Origin of the sequence: Citrobacter sp. Cpo069, from assembly GCF_030332785.1 — a bacterium.
GTDB lineage: Bacteria > Pseudomonadota > Gammaproteobacteria > Enterobacterales > Enterobacteriaceae > Citrobacter > Citrobacter portucalensis.
The window spans coordinates 38,357-56,961 of sequence record NZ_JAOWHD010000060.1; the positions used below are offsets into that span (position 1 = coordinate 38,357).

Here is an 18,605-nt window from a genome sequence, read left to right on the forward strand (position 1 = left end):
TCACCATGTTTAAACGTTGTCTCTCCCCGCTTACGCTGGTCAACCAGGTGGCGCTGATTGTTTTATTGTCCACAGCCATCGGCGTGGCGGGTATGGCTGTCTCCGGCTGGCTGGTTCAGGGCGTTCAGGGTAGCGCCCATGCAATCAACAAAGCGGGATCGCTGCGCATGCAGAGTTATCGCCTGCTGGCAGCCGTACCGCTGGACGCTAGCGATCAACCGCTTCTGGATGAAATGGAGAAAACGGCATTTAGCCCGGAGTTGACGCGTGCCGCAAAGCGAGACGGACAACAGGCGCAGTTAAAAGCACTACAGGATTACTGGCACACTGAACTGGCGCCGGGGCTTGCGCATGCGCAAACGCCTGATGCGGTAGCGCAGGATGTGACGCGCTTTGTAGGCGGTCTGGATAAGCTGGTTACCGCCTTTGACCATACCACCGAATTACGCATTGAACGCGTCGTCCTGCTGCATCGCCTGATGGCCATATTTATGGCATTGCTGCTGGTTTTCACCATTATCTGGCTGCGCGTGCGCCTGTTAGAGCCGTGGAAGCAGCTGCTGGCGATGGCGCGAGCCGTCAGCCAACGTGATTTTACCCAACGCGCGCGTATCAGCGGGCGTAATGAGATGGCCGCTCTGGGCTCGGCACTGAATAATATGTCGGAAGAACTGGCCGAAAGTTATGCCGTGCTGGAACAGCGGGTGCAGGAAAAAACGGCGGGACTGGAGCACAAAAATCAGATCCTTTCTTTTCTGTGGCAAGCCAACCGCCGCCTGCACTCTCAGGTGCCGTTGTGCGAACGCCTCTCTCCGGTGCTGAACGGTCTGCAAAATTTGACCTTGCTACATGATATTGAACTCCGGGTTTACGACCTGGAAGATGAAGACAATCATCAGGAATTTACCTGTCAGTCCAATGCCAGCTGTGATGAAAAAGGTTGCCATCTGTGTCCTCGCGGAACGCTGCCCGCGATTGACGGCGGGATCACATTGAAATGGCGGCTGACCGATGCGCATACCCAGTATGGTATTCTGCTCGCTACCTTGCCGAACGGACGCCATCTCAGCCACGATCAGCAACAGCTGGTTGATACCCTGGTTGAGCAACTGACCGCAACGCTCGCGCTCGACAGACATCAGGAGCGTCAGCAGCAGTTGATCGTGATGGAAGAGCGTGCCACCATTGCACGCGAACTTCATGATTCTATTGCACAATCGCTCTCTTGTATGAAGATGCAGGTTAGCTGTTTGCAGATGCAGGGCGATGCGCTTTCAGATAACTGTCGCGAGTTGCTCAGCCAGATTCGTAACGAGCTGAATGCTTCATGGGCACAACTGCGTGAGCTGTTAACCACCTTCCGTTTACAGCTCACGGAACCTGGATTACGGCCGGCGCTGGAAGCCAGCTGTCAGGAGTACAGCGCCCGTTTTGGATTTACGGTTAAGCTGGATTATCAGCTACCGCCACGCCTGGTCCCTTCGCATCAGGCGATTCACCTGCTACAAATTGCGCGCGAAGCCCTGAGTAATGCACTTAAACACTCTCAGGCCAATGAAGTGGTCGTGACGGTGGTGCAAAATGGCAAGCAGGTCAAACTAACAGTGCAAGATAACGGCTGCGGCGTACCGGAAAACGCCGAACGCAGTAACCACTACGGCATGATTATAATGCGCGATCGTGCGCAGAGCTTGCGCGGCGATTGCCGCGTACGCCGTCGCGAGACGGGCGGTACTGAAGTTGCTGTCACTTTTATTCCCGAAACAAACTTCACAGAAGTCCAAGGAGATACCCATGAGTAATCTGGAACCGGCAACCATCCTGTTGATCGACGATCATCCGATGCTGCGAACCGGTGTAAAACAGCTTGTCAGCATGGCGCCCGATATTACCGTTGTCGGCGAAGCCAGCAATGGTGAGCAGGGTATCGAGCTGGCTGAATCCCTTGATCCCGATCTGATCCTGCTTGATCTCAACATGCCCGGCATGAACGGTCTGGAAACTCTCGATAAGCTGCGTGAAAAGTCACTGTCGGGCCGTATCGTTGTGTTTAGCGTATCCAATCATGAAGAAGACGTAGTTACCGCACTGAAACGCGGCGCTGACGGTTATCTGCTGAAAGATATGGAGCCTGAAGATTTACTCAAAGCCTTACAACAGTCAGCGGCCGGTGAAATGGTGCTGAGTGAAGCCTTAACGCCGGTTCTGGCCGCCAGCCTGCGTGCTAATCGTGCAACGTCGGACCGTGATGTCACCCAACTGACACCGCGTGAGCGCGACATTCTCAAGCTCATTGCCCAGGGACTGCCGAACAAGATGATCGCCCGTCGTCTGGACATCACTGAAAGTACGGTAAAAGTCCATGTGAAGCATATGTTGAAGAAAATGAAGCTCAAATCACGCGTCGAAGCCGCGGTATGGGTACATCAGGAACGCATTTTCTGATAACGCGTTGATGCTTCATTGCTAACGAGGATCATTTTCCGAAACGGTAATAAACGGTTCGGTCAGTGATAGCGTGATCTCATTGGAAGAGACACGCTGACCCTGCTCATCTTCTACCACCACAGACAACCGCCAGCGGTTTGTCGCGCCTTCGCTGCTGTCCCACTTCGGCATAATAATCGTCCAGCCTTGCGCGCTTCGGTTATCGCTACCCGCCGTTAAACTCAACGCCTGGGTATCACCCTGCCAGGTCAAATGGCGGATCCCATGCAAACTACGCACCTGCAGCTTCAGCGCCACCGTCTCACCAGACTTGAGATCCCAGGGCGGCGTGGCCAAAAATACCGACAATGTTTTACGCTGGCGATATTCCAGCGTCGGCAGATTGTTACGCTGCGGATCGTCATAACGACTGCCGCGCAGCGATCGGCTGTTTGCCACCTCGCTGACCATCAGTTGTTTTTTTAGCGGCACGCCAAAGCGGTAATTCAGCGTTAAGCCAAGGTTATTCTGGCTGACTCCGCTTTCGCCCTGCTTATGTTGTGCCGTCACGGTAATCAATGGCACCGGCGTATAGCTCAATCCCAGATTCACCGCCACAGGATTGTGGTACCCGGTTCCGGAATGAAACAAATCCACCCGGTCGCCAAAATACTGTTCCACGCTGACGCTGGTATTGAGGTGTTGATAGAACGGCATGCGCATTTGCGCAGTCAGGTCGTAGCCGCGGGCCATCCGTTGTTCCTGGGTTGCGGAACGCTCCTGCCAGGAGGACAACGGTTGGTAATAGTTAGCGGATAAGCGCAAGTATTCGCCCCACGCCTCGGCGCCAAGGCCTCCCCGGGGCAGATTTTCATCCAACAGGTTGTCATAAAAGGTGTTGTAACCCAGAAACCAGCCGTCGCGTACCCAGCGCTGCCCAATCCCCGCATTGCTGACTAAACCTTCGTCCTGTTGCGTCAGCCCCAACTGGCTCCAGGTTAAATATCGTTGATTGTCCTGCCATGGGATAAACCAACTTCCCCGACTTCCGGTAAAGCTGCCTTCGTTATCCACCTGCAATCCAACGCTGGCGTTTCCCCAGGGAGAGAGCCAGGATTCCAGTTGCTGATTAACCTGTTCGCTGACCGTGTCACGCACCTGACCAAACGCGAACTGCTTCGCCTGTTCACCCGTATCAAGCCCGTTATCGGTCATGCTGGCTTCACCAAACGCTTTGACCATTTCGGCAAAGTGCTTTTCGCCTGCCCGCGACTCCGGCGCCATACCGAGATCGGGCAAGCCATCACTATTGTTATCGAAAGGATTTTCAGCCTGGTGCACAAAAGATGGCTGCGCGCTGGCAATACCGCCTGCCAGCGGCAAGAGTAGGAGAAGAGAAAATCTGCAGCAAACAAAACGGCTCAAATCGTTACTGGCTTTTATATCATTGAATTTGGGGACCACAGCGTAAATCCTACCTGTCCGACGTCCCCTTTGCAGCTTTTTCTCAAATTTTCAGGAATATCCTTAATCATTGAGTGTGATTTTTTGTGCCAGTAATGTCTTCAGTTCCGGAATACACGATCCGCAATTACTCCCGCAACGTAACGCTTTTCCCAATGCCTGAACCGTATCACAACCGTTAGCGATAGCCTGGGTAATGGCCTTTTCTCCTACGCTATAACAACTACAAATAGTCGCGCCCTTATCAGCCGTAATACCACCGGGTTTCCCGCCCAACAGTGCGTGACGAGTCTGAGCATTTTCCGGCGTTTGCACGAATGCGCTGAGGATCGCCGCATCATCAATCTGCGGCAGCGTTGCCGCTGACCAGAGCCCAAGCATCAGCTTTCCTTCATGCCAGGCCAACAGATTCAGTCCCTGCTCCCATTTCGCCTGCTGAAGTTGCCAGCTTTGCGTCACACAATATTGTTGCAGCCACGTAGAAATATCGCTGTCGCCCGCCAGCGTATAACGCAAGGCATTGTCAGCACTTTTGCGCCACCAGTGAACGAACCCCGGAAACGTCAGCGCGGAGCGACAAAACAGCTCTCCCAGCCACCGGGGCTGCCATACCATAATGCGCACCGCTGTCTGTTTGCTTTCCGGCTGTCCAGAGTCAGGATCACAAATCGGCGCCACCAATGCATTTACCCGCCCTTGACGGGCAAAATGATTATTCCAATGCATTGAAGTGAAGACGCTCCCTGGCCGCTGTCCACGGTGAATGGTCACCCTACCAACCATTACGCCGAGCGGGGAGTTAACCCGGCATAGCGCACCTTCATTCAGCTTGAAGCGATAGGCATCCTCTGGTGCAATTTCTACCAGCGGTTCATTGATGTGCTGCATCAGGCGTGAAATCGTCCCCGTCCGCGTCATAGTGTGCCACTGATCGCGAATGCGACCACTGTTTAGCACCAATGGATAGAGGGCATCACAGGCCGTTTTCATCCCCTGTGGTGTAACAGATACCAGGCGTAAACGTTGGTTACCACGCCACCCCTGCCAAAAATTTAGCGTTGATGAGCCGGTACTCACTGGCCAGCGAACCGGCGTCATCTCATCCCACTGTTGATGCGTCAGCTCCGCTAACGCGCCGATATCAAATGCACGTTCCCCCCTGTTTTCATAACCGGAAAGCGCCGCATGTTCACAAAATACCTCCCATGCGCTTTGCCAGCCAAACGCATGGGCAAAACCCAACTGTTTCGCCATTTGCGCAACGATCCACCAGTCCGCCCTCGTCTCACCCGGCGCAGGTAAAAATGCACGCTGGCGCGAGATCCGTCGTTCTGAGTTCGTCACCGTACCGTTTTTTTCGCCCCAGGCCTGCGCCGGAAACCGAATATGCGCGTAGCGGCTGGTATCCGTGTCTGCCACGACTTCAGAGACGATCACCAGTGGACAGGCTGCCAACGCCTGGCACACGGCATGGCTGTCCGGTAATGACACCGCCGGGTTTGTCCCCATGATCCATACCGCTTTAACGTCGCCTTTACCGATCGCCTCAAACAAATCCACGGCCATCAAACCAGGCGTCTGCGCCAACCTTTCAGTCCCCCAGAAGCGGGAAAGGCGGGCAAGATCCTGGGGTTCAAAATTCATATGCGCCGCCAGCTGCGTCGCCAACCCGCCAACTTCCCGGCCGCCCATCGCATTGGGTTGCCCGGTCAGCGAAAATGGACCGCACCCCTGTCGACCAAACTTACCGCTGGCCAAATGCACGTTAATAATCGCATTACACTTATCGCTACCGCTGGCAGACTGGTTAATGCCCATGGTGTATAACGTGATGGCTGTTGGCGCGCGCATAAACCAGTCATAGAAGGTGACAACATCGGCAACATCCAGCCCGCAAAACTGCGCCACACGCGCGAGGCTCCAGTCGTGCGCGATAGCAAACGTTTCTACAGCGTCATCAAATTCACTTTGCGCATTCCCCTCAGCCACAATCGTGTTCAGTAAGCCGACAAACAGCCCAGCATCGCTACCGGGCAGCAGGGAAAGATGCAGATCGGCGATATCACAGGTTGCGGTGCGACGAGGATCGATAACCACGACTTTCATCGACGGATTAGCATTACGCGCCTGCACCAGACGCTGATACAGCACCGGATGCGTCCATGCTGCATTCGATCCCACCAATACCACCAAATCACTGCGTTCGATGTCCTCATAACTGCAGGGCACGACATCCGCTCCCAGCGCCCGCTTGTATCCGGTCACCGCAGACGACATACAAAGCCGCGAATTGGTATCAATATTGGCCGCGCCAATGAAGCCTTTCATCAGCTTATTCGCCGCATAGTAATCCTCCGTCAGCAGTTGCCCAGAGGCATAAAAGGCCACGGCATGCGGTCCATGCTGAGCGATGATAGCGCGCAGACGTTCACCGGCGGTGTCCAGCGCCTGCGACCAACTCGCCGTTTCGCCATCCACCATCGGTTGCAACAACCTGCCGCTAAGTCCTGTGGTTTCAGCCAGCGCCGCGCCTTTGACGCACAAGCGGCCAAAGTTTGCCGGATGTTCGGGGTCGCCTCTGACGGTGACGCCATTATCGTCTACCTGCGCAATCACGCCGCAGCCAACGCCACAGTACGGGCACGTTGTACGAGTCTCACTCATGATGCCTCCGCCCGCAGGATCAACGCCTGAGTTCCCACCCACACTTTGCCCGCCTCCACTTTCACCGGCCAGGCGCGTACCGCCTGTTCTCCGCTGTCATACTGACGGCCATCGCGCAGACGGATACGTTGTTTATACAGCGGCGAGATAACAATCGGCTCACCCTGCACATCCCCCAGAATACCGCGCGATAACACCTGCGCAGCGCTACCGGGTTCAAGGTTATCAAGGGCATAAATCGTCTGCCCAAAGCGGAATAATGCAATTTGCACATCTCCCAGACGTGCGCCAATACCCGCCTGCTCAGGGATAGCATCAAGGGCGCATATCTCCTGCCAGGGTTTTGTCGGTAATGACTCACGGCCCCTGGATGCAGGTTTAGCCAACTGCGGTTGCCCGCGTAAAGGCGCACGGGCAACCGTCTCATCCGCCTCATCACTATTGATATATGAACGAAACAGCGCCAGACGCTGCGGGCTACTGAGCGTGGTTTGCCATTCGCACTGGTAGCTTTCCACAACCCGCGCCATCTCTTGTTCCAGTTCACTGGCAATCCCTAAACTGTCGTCGAGGATCACTTCACGCAAATACGCAATGCCCCCTTCCAGGTTATCCATCCAGGTGCTGGTACGTTGCAGACGATCCGCGGTGCGAATGTAGAACATCAGGAAACGGTCGATAGTGCGCATCAGCGCGGTATCATCTAAATCACTGGCAAACAAATCGGCATGGCGTGGTTTCATTCCTCCATTGCCGCACAGATAGAGATTCCAGCCTTTATCCGTCGCAATGACGCCCACATCCTTACTCTGTGCCTCGGCACATTCCCGGGTACAACCGGACACCGCCATTTTAATTTTGTGTGGTGCACGCAACCCTTTGTAGCGATTTTCAAGCATCACCGCCATTGCCGTTGAATCCTGTACGCCGTAGCGACACCAGGTCGATCCAACGCAGGACTTCACCGTTCGCAACGACTTCCCGTACGCATGTCCTGTTTCAAATCCCGCAGCCACCAGTTCGCGCCAGATATCGGGTAACTGTTCCAGACGCGCGCCGAAAAGATCCACCCGTTGCCCGCCGGTGATTTTGCTGTACAGCTGATAACGTTTCGCAATCTGTCCTATGGCGATCAGGCCGTCCGGTGTGACCTCTCCCGCAGGCATACGCGGGACCACAGAATAGGAACCGTCTTTTTGAATATTGGCAAAATAGCGATCGTTCGTGTCCTGCAGCGGTAAGTGCGCTGGTTTAAGCAGATACTCATTCCAGCAGGACGCCAGCACTGACCCCACCAGAGGTTTACAGATTTCGCAGCCGTGACCATGGCCGTAACGGCTAATCAACTGTTCGAAAGTATGGATATGGTTCACCCGTACAAGGTGATAAATCTCCTGGCGCGACCAGGGAAAATGTTCACAGATATCCTTTTTGACCTCAACGCCCTGGGCCGCAAGTTGGTGCTCCATCACCTGTTTCACCAGCGCGCTGCATCCGCCACAACCGGTCGCCGCTTTAGTGCACTGTTTGATGGCGCCAATGTCCGTCGCACCAGCACTTACCGCCCGGCATATATCGGCCTTACTGACGTTATGACAAGAGCAGATTTGCGCTGTATCGGGCAATGCCGCAACCCCAAGCGCTTTTGGCGCACCGCCCGCCAGCGCGGGCAGGATCAGCGATTCCGGCTGACCAGGAAGCGGCATCCCATTCAACATCATTTGCAATAGCGTGGCGTAATCGCCAGCATCGCCAACCAGCACTCCGCCCAACAGCGTTTTGCCCTCTGCGCTGACGACGATCTTTTTGTAGATCTGCTCGGGACCATGCGTCCATTGATAGCTTTTCGCGCCCGGCGTACGGGCATGCGCATCGCCAAAAGAAGCGACATCAACGCCCAGCAGCTTGAGCTTGGTGCTCATATCCGCACCGCTAAAACTGACATCTTCTCCGGCCAGCTGTGCGGCGACTACCCGCGCCATTTGATATCCCGGCGCGACAAGGCCAAAGACTCGCCCTTCCCACAGCGCACATTCGCCGATCGCAAAAATGGCGTCATCTGACGTGCGACAGTGGCTATCGATACAAATCCCACCGCATTCGCCAATATCTAAACCACTGCGACGCGCCAGCGCATCCTGCGGACGAATACCCGCAGAAAAAACCACCATTTCGGTTTCCAGCTTTTCGCCGTCGGCAAAGTGCAGTACCAGTCCGTCAGTGGTGCTTTCAATTTCCGTGGTCGATTTTGCGGTGTGGACGCCAACGCCGAGCGCCTCTATCTTTTCTCGTAACATCGCGGCACCGGCGTTATCCAGCTGCACCGCCATCAGATTAGCGGCAAACTCAACAACATGCGTTTCCAGCCCAAGCTGACGCAGCGCGTTCGCAGCCTCCAGACCAAGCAGGCCACCGCCGATCACCACCCCGCGGCGCGCACTTTTCGCTTTCGCTGCAATGGCATCCAAATCGTCCAACGTACGATAAACAAAGCAGGCGGGTGAGTCCCCACCTTTCACAGGGGGGACAAACGGATACGATCCGGTGGCAAGCACCAGCGAATCCCAGTGGGTTTCATGTCCGTCGGCGTTGCGGATGACGCGCATCTCACGATCGATCTCGGTCACGCATTGCCCCAAACGTAGCTCTATGCCACTACGGGCAAAGAAATCATCAGCGACAAGCGAAAGTGATTGCGCGCTGCGCCCGGCGAAATACTCTGACAGATGCACCCGGTCATAGGCGGCATAACGTTCTTCGCCAAACACCACAATGTGATAATGCAAATGCAGATTACGGCTTACGCATTGCTCAAGAAAATGGTGGCCAACCATACCGTGTCCCACAACAGCCAGCGTCGGTTTTGTCATCGTCATCTGTCCTGCAGCCGATGGCTGCGTATCAAAGCGGTCGAAGAGCCAGTCGGAGTGGGCTGTCGCCCCCTGGGCCAGCAAATCGGTTAATGGCGCTGCGCTATGGCAATCGCCCATCAGCAGCACACCATGGAGTTTTCCATCACGCGTCAGCAAGCGGCGATAGTGCCCGCTGAGCGGATCGTATGTGCTCAGGGTGGCATCCGTCGCCGTCGTGTCCGTTACGCCTGCACTAAACAGATCAATTCCCGTCACCTTGAGGCGCGTTCCGCTCGCCTGCCAGCCAAATCCAGCATCGGTAAAACCCGCCAGTCGCGCAGCCAACACCTCAGCCTGTTTCAGGCACGGCGCAACCAGTCCCCACGTCTGGCCGTTAATCTCGCAGCATTCCCCAACGGCGCTAATGCCGGGCATTGAGGTGCGAAGCTGTTCATCCACCACGATCCCCTGCTGACAAACAACACCGCACGCCTGCGCCAGGGTGATATTGGGTTTGACCCCCGTGGCAATCACCACGCCATTCGCCGCAATACGCTGGCCATCGAGCAACGTTACGCAGTCGGCTTCGATACTGACGAGCCCGGAACTAAGCTCGCAGCGAATACCGCGTCCTGTTAGTTGTGCCTGCAACAGATCGCTGGCCTGTTGATCAAGCTGTTGTTCCATCAGCCTTCCCGCGCGATGAATCAACGTGACATCGTCACCGTGAAGACGTAAGGCTGCCGCGGCCTCCACGCCGAGAACGCCACCACCCAACACCACCTTTGGCCCAGACCGTTGGAGAATCGCCTCGACATCCTGCATCGTGCGAAAAGCATGAACATGCGGTTGTTGGACGCCGGGAATGGGCGGAATAAACGGATACGATCCGGTGGCAAATACCAGCTCATCCCAGAACAAAAGCCGTTTTGTGGTGGTCAGGCTGCGGCTGGTGGCATCAACGGCCAACACAGCTTCATCGCTCAGAACCGTCACGCCGTGATCGAGATACCACTGCGCCGGATGAAGCAAAGTTTGCGCAAAGGGCTTTTCTCCCCCCAGCACCGGGGAAAGTTGGATCCGGTTGTAGGCAAGCTGCGGCTCTTCACCAATAACGGTGACGGAAATGCCGCCGTTTTTGTACATAACAAGCGCCTCAATCAGACGAGTTGCCGCCATGCCATGACCCACAATGACCAGTCGCGTCATCTTCCCCTCCTTACGCCGCCTTCGGCTGTTTCTCATACAGAAAATGGAGAATGCGTTGTCGCAGGTGGTGGTATCGGCTGTCATCGGCAAGCTGGACCCGATTGCGTGGGCGCGGTAAATCAACCGTCAAGATCTCGCCCACCGTCGCCGCTGGCCCGTTGGTCATCATCAGAACCCGGTCGGAAAGCAGCACCGCTTCATCAACGTCGTGAGTGATCAGCACAATGGTGGTATTCAGCGACTGCTGGATGTGCATCACCGTATCCTGCAAATGCGCCCTGGTGAGCGCATCCAGTGCGCCAAACGGTTCATCCATAAGCAGGACTTTGGGTTTCATCGCCAGCGCCCGGGCAATGCCCACGCGTTGCTTCATCCCACCAGAGACTTCACCGGGGTGTTTGTGCATCGCGTGGCCCATCTGGACGCGGTGCAGGTTGTGTTCGATCCACTCACGTCGCTCGGCTTTACTCATGGTGTGGCGAAAGACCTGATCGACGGCCAGGGCTACGTTGTCGAAACAGGTCAGCCACGGCAGCAGCGAATGGTTTTGGAAAACGACCGCCCGCTCAGGCCCCGGCCCGGCGATTTCGCGGTTATCGCAAATCAGGCCACCTTCAGTAGGCAGCGTAATGCCGGCAATCAGATTCAAAAGCGTCGACTTTCCGCAACCGGAGTGACCAATCAAACTCACGGTCTCCCCTTCATGGATATCAAAAGAAACATTGTATAGCGCGAGGAACTCACCGCTGGCGGTCGAAAAACGTTGGCTGACCGCCTGGACCTGAATAATGGGTTTCATGTTGTCTCCTTATTTTTCCTGCCAGCTATAACGACGCGCCACCAGCATTAGCCCCTGCTCAAGCAGCAGACCGACAACGCCGATGATGACGATAGCGATGAGAATGTTTTCGACATTAAGGTTGTTCCACTCATTCCAGATCCAAAAACCAATCCCCAACCCGCCGGTGAGCATTTCTGCTGCCACAATCACCAACCAGGCGATGCCGATCGACAGGCGTACGCCAGTGAGGATCGCCGGCAGCACGGCGGGGAAAAGTATCCGCCGCATCACCGTCCACTCAGAGAGTTGCAGTACGCGAGCAACGTTGAGGTAATCGTCAGGGATTCTCCGCACCCCTTCGGCGGTGTTGATCACCATCGGCCATATAGAGCAGATAAAGATGGTCCAGCTCGATGCGGGTTCCGCTTTTTGAAACAACAGCAGTCCAATCGGCAGCCAGGCCAGCGGACTGACCGGGCGCAACAGCGCAATCAGCGGCGAAAACATGTGCGAAAAGAAGGTGAAACGCCCAATCAGAAAGCCCAGCGGGATCCCCACCAGCGCCGCTAATCCGAAACCGATCGCGACCCGTTGCAACGACGCCAGCACGTTCCAGCCGATACCCATATCATTCGGCCCGCCGTTATAGAACGGATCGGCAAACAACGTCAGGGCTGAATCCAGGGTGCTCAGCGGCGTCGGAAAGCCTTTGCTGTTGATGGCGGCCAGTTGCCAGCACACCACCAGCAAGGCAATCCCCAACAGAGCGGGTACGGCGCGTCTTAGCCATGTACTAAGCCACATTGACCATGGCATTTTGCGCTTTCTGACCTTCATCGTTGATAGCGTGATGACCTCACCGACTACCGGCTCAGGGGATTTAAGCTGCGTATTTTGTTTCATCTCAGGCTCCTGTACGGTGGAGGGTAAAACTGTTGGCATAGGCTTCTGGATTGCGGCCATCCCATACGGAACCGTCCATCAGCGTACTGGTTCGTAGCAATTTCGCAGGAGGTGTTATCCCTCCAACCGCCGCTGCCGCATCGCGCCAGATGTCGGTCCGGTTGATGCGCGCGGCAATGGCTGCATAATCCGGTTGCTGCTTCAACAATCCCCAACGGCGGAACTGGGTCAGAAACCACATGCCATCGGAATGCCAGGGGAAACTCACCTCGCCGTCGCGAAAAAAGCGAATGGCATGCGGATCCTGCCAGCGACGACCGGCACCGTTGTCGTACTCGCCCAGCATTCTCGCCGTCAGATAGCCTTCTTTGGTATTGAGCCAGGCCCGGCGCGCCAGAATTTGTGCTGTTTCGCGTTTATTGGCTTCACTGGCGTCTATCCAGCGCGATGCCTCAAGCAGCGCGCTAACCAGTGCCCGGGCAGTATGTGGATATTTTTCTACCCACTCCCGGCGCGTACCGAGTACTTTTTCCGGATGGTCGGGCCAGATATCCTGGGACGTCGCCGCGGTAAAACCGATGCGGTCATTGATCGCCCGCGCATTCCACGGTTCGCCGACGCAGAAGCCACTCATATTGCCAATGCGCATGTTCATCACCATTTGCGGAGGCGGTACCACAACGGTGCGAACATCGGTGAAAGGATTGATGTCAGCGCTGGCCAGCCAGTAATAGAGCCACATGGCATGTGTGCCAGTGGGAAAGGTGTGCGCGAAGGTATAGGTTCCAGGCGCCTGCGAGACGATCAGTTTCTTCAGCGCAGACGCATCGGTAATCCCCTGCTCCAGCAGCGTTGCGGAGAGCGTGATCGCTTGCCCGTTCTGATTGAGCGTCATCAGATTGGCCATGGGCTGCGCTTTACTGGCAATACCCAGTTCCAGGCCATACAACAGGCCGTACAGAACATGAGCCGCATCCAGCTCTCCAGAGACCAGTTTGTCACGCACTGCAGCCCAACTGGCCTCTTTGGTCGGCACCAGCGTAATGCCGTATTTTTTATCAAAACCTTTCAACGTGGCGATAACCAGCGGCGCGCAGTCGGTTAGCGGAATAAAACCGACCCGAACGGTAGTCATCTCCGGCGCATCAGACCCTGCCGCCCAGACCGAAGACATCAGTCCTGGAATCAGCGAGCTGGCCCCCATCACGGCACTTGCCTGTAAAAACCGCCGCCGCGTTAACGAAACTGTTCTGTCACCCATACATGCTCCCCATAAAAAAAGGCGTCCAACAATGCCGAAGCATTGCGGGACGCCTTTATCCTCAAAACAGTCAGACCGCCGTTGGCCTGCTGCTAAATTGTATGTATGAGTGAATGCAATTCAGATGCCAGAATTACACTGGCGGTTTTAGCGGGTTCGACGCGTACCAGACGCCGCGGTGCACCCAAATATGGCAGACACTGCCCGCCTGTTGTGCAGTCGCTATCCCTGCATCAGGGATTTAACGGTAAGCAATGCCCGGGCGATATCGACCATCCGTTGGTTTTTATCCATCGCCATTTTTCGCAATAGCTGCCACGCCTGTTCTTCGCTGACCTGCTGGTAATTCATCAGGATGCTTTTTGCTTTATCAATCACCTTGCGCTCCTCTAAGGCATCCTGCAATGAGGCAAGTTGGGCGCTCATTTGCTCCAGCTGGCGAGCCTGCTGGCGAACAACCCACAATAATTGTTTATCCCGGCGCAGCGAGAGGGGTTCGTCAGCACGGTCGTCAAGCCAGTTGTCGAGCGGCAAGGCGTAGGTTTCTTCCGCCAGCCGACGCGCCACGGCGTTCAGCAATTCGGTAATCAACATCTCTTCGAGATGGCGTAATTGTTCAAGGCGCTGCGTCTGTAGGGTAAACCAGCGTAGCGCGTGTTCACCGTTATCGAGTTGAGGTTGTCGCGTACAGGCCTGGCGCCGCAGTTGTTCGATGGCGCCCGATGCCTCGCATTGCTGACGAAAATGCTGCACCAGTACAGGCGAAGCCAGGGAGATAAAGGTATCAAAGCACGGCTGCTGCCCGTCTATTCTGTCCACCAGCTCCTGGCGCATTTGAGGGTTAAACTCGCCCTGGGTAAAGCCAATGGCCCCTAACGCCCGCTCTTGTCCTACCAGCTCTTTACCCTGCATAAAACTGTATAGCGCCACCAGCCCACCTGCGACATGGGGATAATCGATGCTGTCGTTAAGCTGCGGCACAATACCCAGCAGATGGCGTAACGTCCGGCTGTACTGCTCCATCGCCTGCTGAGCATCGATAGTCTGCCCGCTGACAGACTCACGCAGCGTCGTTAGCTGATCGAGGCACCAGACGGTGCCAGCAATGCGGTGGCACAACGCACTGCCCGCCACCGGCATAATGTGCTGGAAAAGGATATGCAGTTGCCGACACTCTTCATCCACCAGCGCCCGACTGGCACGGACCTCCCGCTCATAAAGCGTACCTTGAGAACACAACCAGATATTGGATGCACCGCGTTCGCACTGTAGCATATGCACCAGATGGCTAATACGCATTACCAACTTACCGGACTGTGCCAGTTGGCGAAGCTGGGTGTTCTCAAGCTGGCGGGCATGGCGAAACCATTGCGTCGCGCCGGAATTTTGTGCATTTGTCATCATCTCTGCCCTCACCGATAACGGGTTATCCCTGAGGACAAGCAATATCCATGCCCCCCTGACAACAGGAGTAAAAATGCAAAAGATAGTGATCGTCGCGAACGGTGCGGCCTATGGAAGCGAATCGTTATTTAACAGCCTGCGTCTGGCAATCGCCCTGCGCGAACAGGAAGCGGATCTCGACCTGCGTCTGTTTTTAATGTCGGACGCGGTAACCGCGGGATTACGAGGTCAGAAACCTGCAGAAGGATACAATATTCAGCAAATGCTGGAGATCCTGACGGCGCAAAATGTGCCGGTCAAACTGTGCAAAACCTGCACCGATGGCCGTGGGATCACGACGCTGCCGTTAATTGACGGAGTGGCCGTCGGCACGCTGGTTGAACTGGCTCAATGGACGCTGGCTGCAGATAAAGTGCTGACCTTCTGATACACCGTTTTCAGGCAAGCACACTGAAAGTGTCGATAATTTCCGGATTTAATCGTAGATGGGCGCGGTTTCGTTGAACGTTAGCACGCCCTTTCAACCCTTTTAAGGAATTTTGTCACTTTTGTTTAATCGTTATGCCATTTTTTGATCAAAATCAGCATCCCGTTGCTCCCCCTTTGGTGTTATGCAATGAGTGAAATGTGAACAACATCACGCAGCACTTTCGACAGAAAGTACGTTGTTTTCAAGAACGGGGTGAAAAATGGCATTAGTGAAGGCGAGTTTAAAGTTATTTGGTGGCGATACGGTGGTTGTGCGCTGTTCCGAGCGTTGTCACATCCATCTGATGAGCGAGAAAAATCACGTCAAAGACACGCAGTCCGACATCTTAAGCGTGCAGGATCGTGATAACGCATGGTTGACCGTGCCCTATACCGGCATCTGGAATGTGCTGATTGACAGCCACAGCCAGTCGCTAGAGCATTCAATAAGTTATATTGCAGCCTAAGCGTTAATTGCCCGAAAAGCGCCTGGCTTTCGGGCATTCAGTTCCAGGCTGGGTTCACGCAAACCCAGGCCGCATAACGCCTTCCGGCAGGTTCTCTCCCAACAATCGTTTAACCGTGATCACCAGATCGTTAAGACAATCATCCTGCATCCCCAACTTGACCAGCTCTTGTTCCAGTGAGAACAGATACTGGGCGTTGGTACCTAAAGGTCCGCTCGCCGCGGCGATAAGCGGCGCAATCACCTGCGCGCGCGTGTCTGACTCAAACAGCGGATGACGCGGATCCATAATAAAGACCAGTGCGTTCACCTTCCTGCCGTCATCAAGCGCCAACTGACACCAGGTCGGCAGATAACAGCCGGTGATCATTTCTCGCTTCCACAGCAGCGAAAGCTCTTGTTCCAGGGATGCCTCCGGCAAGCGGTAGGCCACACCGGTGGTGCGTCCCCCTTCTTTCAGGGCCAGCATACGTCCTGGCTGACACGCCGTTCCTCGCCCCGCCGTCAGGCGCAGACAGAAAGCACGGTGCCAGCCGACTAACGTCCCGGTACAGGACTCTTCAAACTCTAAGGCCGGGTTCCACATCAACGATCCATAACCGAAGATCCACACCGGTCCATCATCTGGTCGGCAAGCGAGCGTGGCGGCCAGTGAGGCTGCACGTTGTTCCGCTGACCAGAGTAGTGATTCTTCAATAGCACCAAATGCCGTCTTACAGTCGGCATTCAATAAAAAATCACGCGTTAACACCTTACACCTCCGCCACTGCAGCTTCCCTGCGACAACTTTTTTGACGCCTTCCGGGCTTTTTTACTGCTCATTTTGAAACCAATAGCTGGACAATAGGCAATTCACCGCTCGCTTGCAAGCCAGCAACGGCGCGGCGTAGCACGATTCGCTAACGCCTGATGCTGGCTAGTTCATAAAGGCATTATAATTGATACTGTTACGCCTTTTTATGCCATTTATCATCATCACCTTTTTGATAATCATTTTTGACCGCGGCCCACGCCACCTTGTGTGCTGTCTCTTCACGGGTAGCATCATCACGACGGTCAGATTTATCTTTATACTGTTCCCAGGCGCTGTTGAAAGCTTCTTTGTAGATGTCCTGAGCATGGGCTGGCAGAACATGCTGCACGCTTTCAGGCAGATCGCTTTTGGATTTATATGGCATTGTGAACTCCTCTTTTTAGGTTAAACCTTAAGTGTGGTTAACAATGCGGCGATGCGCCAATAATGGACATTTATAGAAAATTTCTTCATCTAACCTTCTGTTAATTAAACAGTCTATAAACAATAATTTTGTTTTTGACCGCTTTGAGAGGAAAAATAAGCGATGTAGTAAAATTTCGTAAAATGTCACCTACAAAACCAGGTTTTCTGTTATTTTTTACATTCTTTAATACTTTTTATAATTATATACCCTAAATAATTCGAGTTGCTTAAAGGCGGCAAGGGAGTGAATCCCCAGGAGCATAGATAACTATGTGACTGGAGTGAGCGAACGTAGCCAACGCATAAGCAACTTGAAGTATGACGGGTATAAATACCTGCAGAGACGGAGAATTAATTCAATGACACACGTACATGAGGCGGTAAAAACCCGCCACAAGGAGACCTCTCTCGTCTTCCCGATTTTGGCGCTGGTAGTACTGTTCTTCTGGGGGAGCAGTCAGTCACTACCAGTGGTCATCGGTATTAATGCGCTGGCCCTTATTGGTATATTAAGCAGCGCATTCAGCGTTGTCCGTCATGCTGATGTATTAGCACATCGACTTGGCGAACCCTACGGGTCGCTGATCCTCAGCCTGTCCGTTGTTATTCTTGAAGTCAGCTTAATCTCCGCATTAATGGCGACCGGCGATGCAGCGCCTACGCTCATGCGCGATACGCTATATTCAATCATTATGATCGTAACCGGCGGCCTGGTCGGTTTTTCATTACTGTTAGGTGGCCGTAAATTTGCCACTCAGTATATGAATCTGTTTGGTATTAAGCAGTATTTAATCGCCCTGTTTCCGCTGGCCATTATTGTACTGGTGTTCCCGATGGCTTTACCGGGTGCAAATTTCACTACCGCCCAGGCGCTATTAGTGGCATTAATTTCTGCGGCGACGTACGGCGTATTTTTGCTGATACAAACTAAAACGCATCAGAGCCTGTTCATTTATGAGCATGAAGACGAGGGTGACGACGACGATCCGCATCACGGTAAACCGTCAGCCCACAGCAATATGTGGCATGCCGCTTGGCTTATCATTCATCTGATCGCTGTTATTGCCGTGACCAAAATGAACGCCAGCCCGCTGGAAACATTGCTGACTGAACTGAATGCGCCGGTCGCCTTTACCGGTTTCCTGGTCGCATTGCTGATCCTCTCCCCTGAAGGGCTAGGTGCGCTGAAAGCGGTTCTGAGTAATCAGGTACAGCGGGCGATGAATTTGTTCTTCGGTTCAGTATTAGCCACCATTTCACTGACCGTTCCGGTAGTGACCCTGATCGCATGGGCAACCGGGAATGATTTGGTCTTTGCGCTGGGCGCACCAGAGATGATTGTGATGGTTTCATCACTGGTACTGTGTCACATCTCTTTCTCCACCGGACGCACCAACGTGCTTAACGGTGCGGCGCATCTGGCGCTGTTTATCGCCTATCTGATGACGATATTTGCCTGATTAGTCTTTCTGATAGAACCCACGGCC

At 54.5% G+C, this 18,605-nt stretch carries 14 protein-coding genes; 5 read left to right on the forward strand and 9 right to left on the reverse strand.

The genetic code is table 11. The features are described from left to right. Positions 1-5 precede the first annotated feature (5 nt). Both narX and narL read left to right on the forward strand, forming a co-directional pair. Complete coding sequence (narX, locus tag OGY08_RS18950; RefSeq protein ID WP_003833391.1) at positions 6-1,802, forward strand: nitrate/nitrite two-component system sensor histidine kinase NarX; 1,797 nt, start codon at positions 6-8, stop codon at positions 1,800-1,802. Further along, positions 1,795-2,445, forward strand: a complete 651-nt coding sequence (gene narL / locus OGY08_RS18955) for a two-component system response regulator NarL (RefSeq protein ID WP_003833392.1) — start codon at positions 1,795-1,797, stop codon at positions 2,443-2,445. Before narX ends, narL begins: the two co-directional genes overlap by 8 nt. Positions 2,446-2,466: 21 nt before the next feature. On the opposite strand, the gene OGY08_RS18960 is transcribed toward narL, so the two are convergent. From OGY08_RS18960 to nasR, 7 genes are all read right to left on the reverse strand, one after another. Then, complete coding sequence (locus tag OGY08_RS18960; RefSeq protein ID WP_057066833.1) at positions 2,467-3,852, reverse strand: YchO/YchP family invasin; 1,386 nt, start codon at positions 3,850-3,852, stop codon at positions 2,467-2,469. 102 nt (positions 3,853-3,954) lie between these two features. Further along, a complete protein-coding gene (locus OGY08_RS18965; RefSeq protein ID WP_057066734.1) occupies positions 3,955-6,555 on the reverse strand; it encodes a nitrate reductase in 2,601 nt (866 codons plus the stop codon). Further along, complete coding sequence (gene nirB / locus OGY08_RS18970) at positions 6,552-10,616, reverse strand: nitrite reductase large subunit NirB (protein ID WP_125362579.1); 4,065 nt, start codon at positions 10,614-10,616, stop codon at positions 6,552-6,554. The genes OGY08_RS18965 and nirB overlap by 4 nt, the downstream gene beginning before the upstream one ends. Before the next feature lie 10 nt (positions 10,617-10,626). Continuing rightward, a complete protein-coding gene (locus OGY08_RS18975; RefSeq protein WP_125362580.1) occupies positions 10,627-11,415 on the reverse strand; it encodes an ABC transporter ATP-binding protein in 789 nt (262 codons plus the stop codon). Between the two features lie 9 nt (positions 11,416-11,424). Beyond that, entirely contained in the window at positions 11,425-12,300 is an 876-nt protein-coding gene (ntrB, locus tag OGY08_RS18980; RefSeq protein ID WP_008784966.1) for a nitrate ABC transporter permease, read from the reverse strand. A gap of 1 nt (position 12,301) precedes the next feature. Beyond that, the gene (locus OGY08_RS18985; protein ID WP_057066736.1) at positions 12,302-13,561 is read right to left on the reverse strand and encodes a CmpA/NrtA family ABC transporter substrate-binding protein; all 1,260 of its coding nucleotides are present in this window, start codon (positions 13,559-13,561) and stop codon (positions 12,302-12,304) included. Positions 13,562-13,783: 222 nt separating this feature from the next. Beyond that, positions 13,784-14,965: a nitrate regulatory protein NasR gene (gene nasR / locus OGY08_RS18990; protein ID WP_100272318.1), complete on the reverse strand. Its 1,182-nt coding sequence runs from the start codon at positions 14,963-14,965 to the stop codon at positions 13,784-13,786. A gap of 73 nt (positions 14,966-15,038) precedes the next feature. On the opposite strand from nasR, the gene OGY08_RS18995 reads away from it, so the two are divergent. Beyond that, a complete protein-coding gene (locus OGY08_RS18995) occupies positions 15,039-15,392 on the forward strand; it encodes a DsrE/DsrF/TusD sulfur relay family protein (protein ID WP_003833402.1) in 354 nt (117 codons plus the stop codon). A gap of 262 nt (positions 15,393-15,654) precedes the next feature. Continuing rightward, positions 15,655-15,900 (forward strand): DUF1883 domain-containing protein, encoded by a 246-nt coding sequence (locus OGY08_RS19000; protein ID WP_003020763.1) that lies wholly within the window; start codon positions 15,655-15,657, stop codon positions 15,898-15,900. A 54-nt stretch (positions 15,901-15,954) separates the two neighbouring features. On the opposite strand, the gene OGY08_RS19005 is transcribed toward OGY08_RS19000, so the two are convergent. Then, positions 15,955-16,650, reverse strand: a complete 696-nt coding sequence (locus OGY08_RS19005) for a gamma-glutamylcyclotransferase (protein WP_111465485.1) — start codon at positions 16,648-16,650, stop codon at positions 15,955-15,957. A 196-nt stretch (positions 16,651-16,846) separates the two neighbouring features. Next, positions 16,847-17,077 (reverse strand): putative cation transport regulator ChaB, encoded by a 231-nt coding sequence (chaB, locus tag OGY08_RS19010; protein ID WP_008784971.1) that lies wholly within the window; start codon positions 17,075-17,077, stop codon positions 16,847-16,849. A gap of 400 nt (positions 17,078-17,477) precedes the next feature. Here chaB and chaA point away from each other — a divergent pair, with 400 nt between their 5' ends. Continuing rightward, complete coding sequence (gene chaA / locus OGY08_RS19015; RefSeq protein ID WP_125362581.1) at positions 17,478-18,578, forward strand: sodium-potassium/proton antiporter ChaA; 1,101 nt, start codon at positions 17,478-17,480, stop codon at positions 18,576-18,578. The last annotated feature ends 27 nt before the right edge of the window (positions 18,579-18,605 follow it).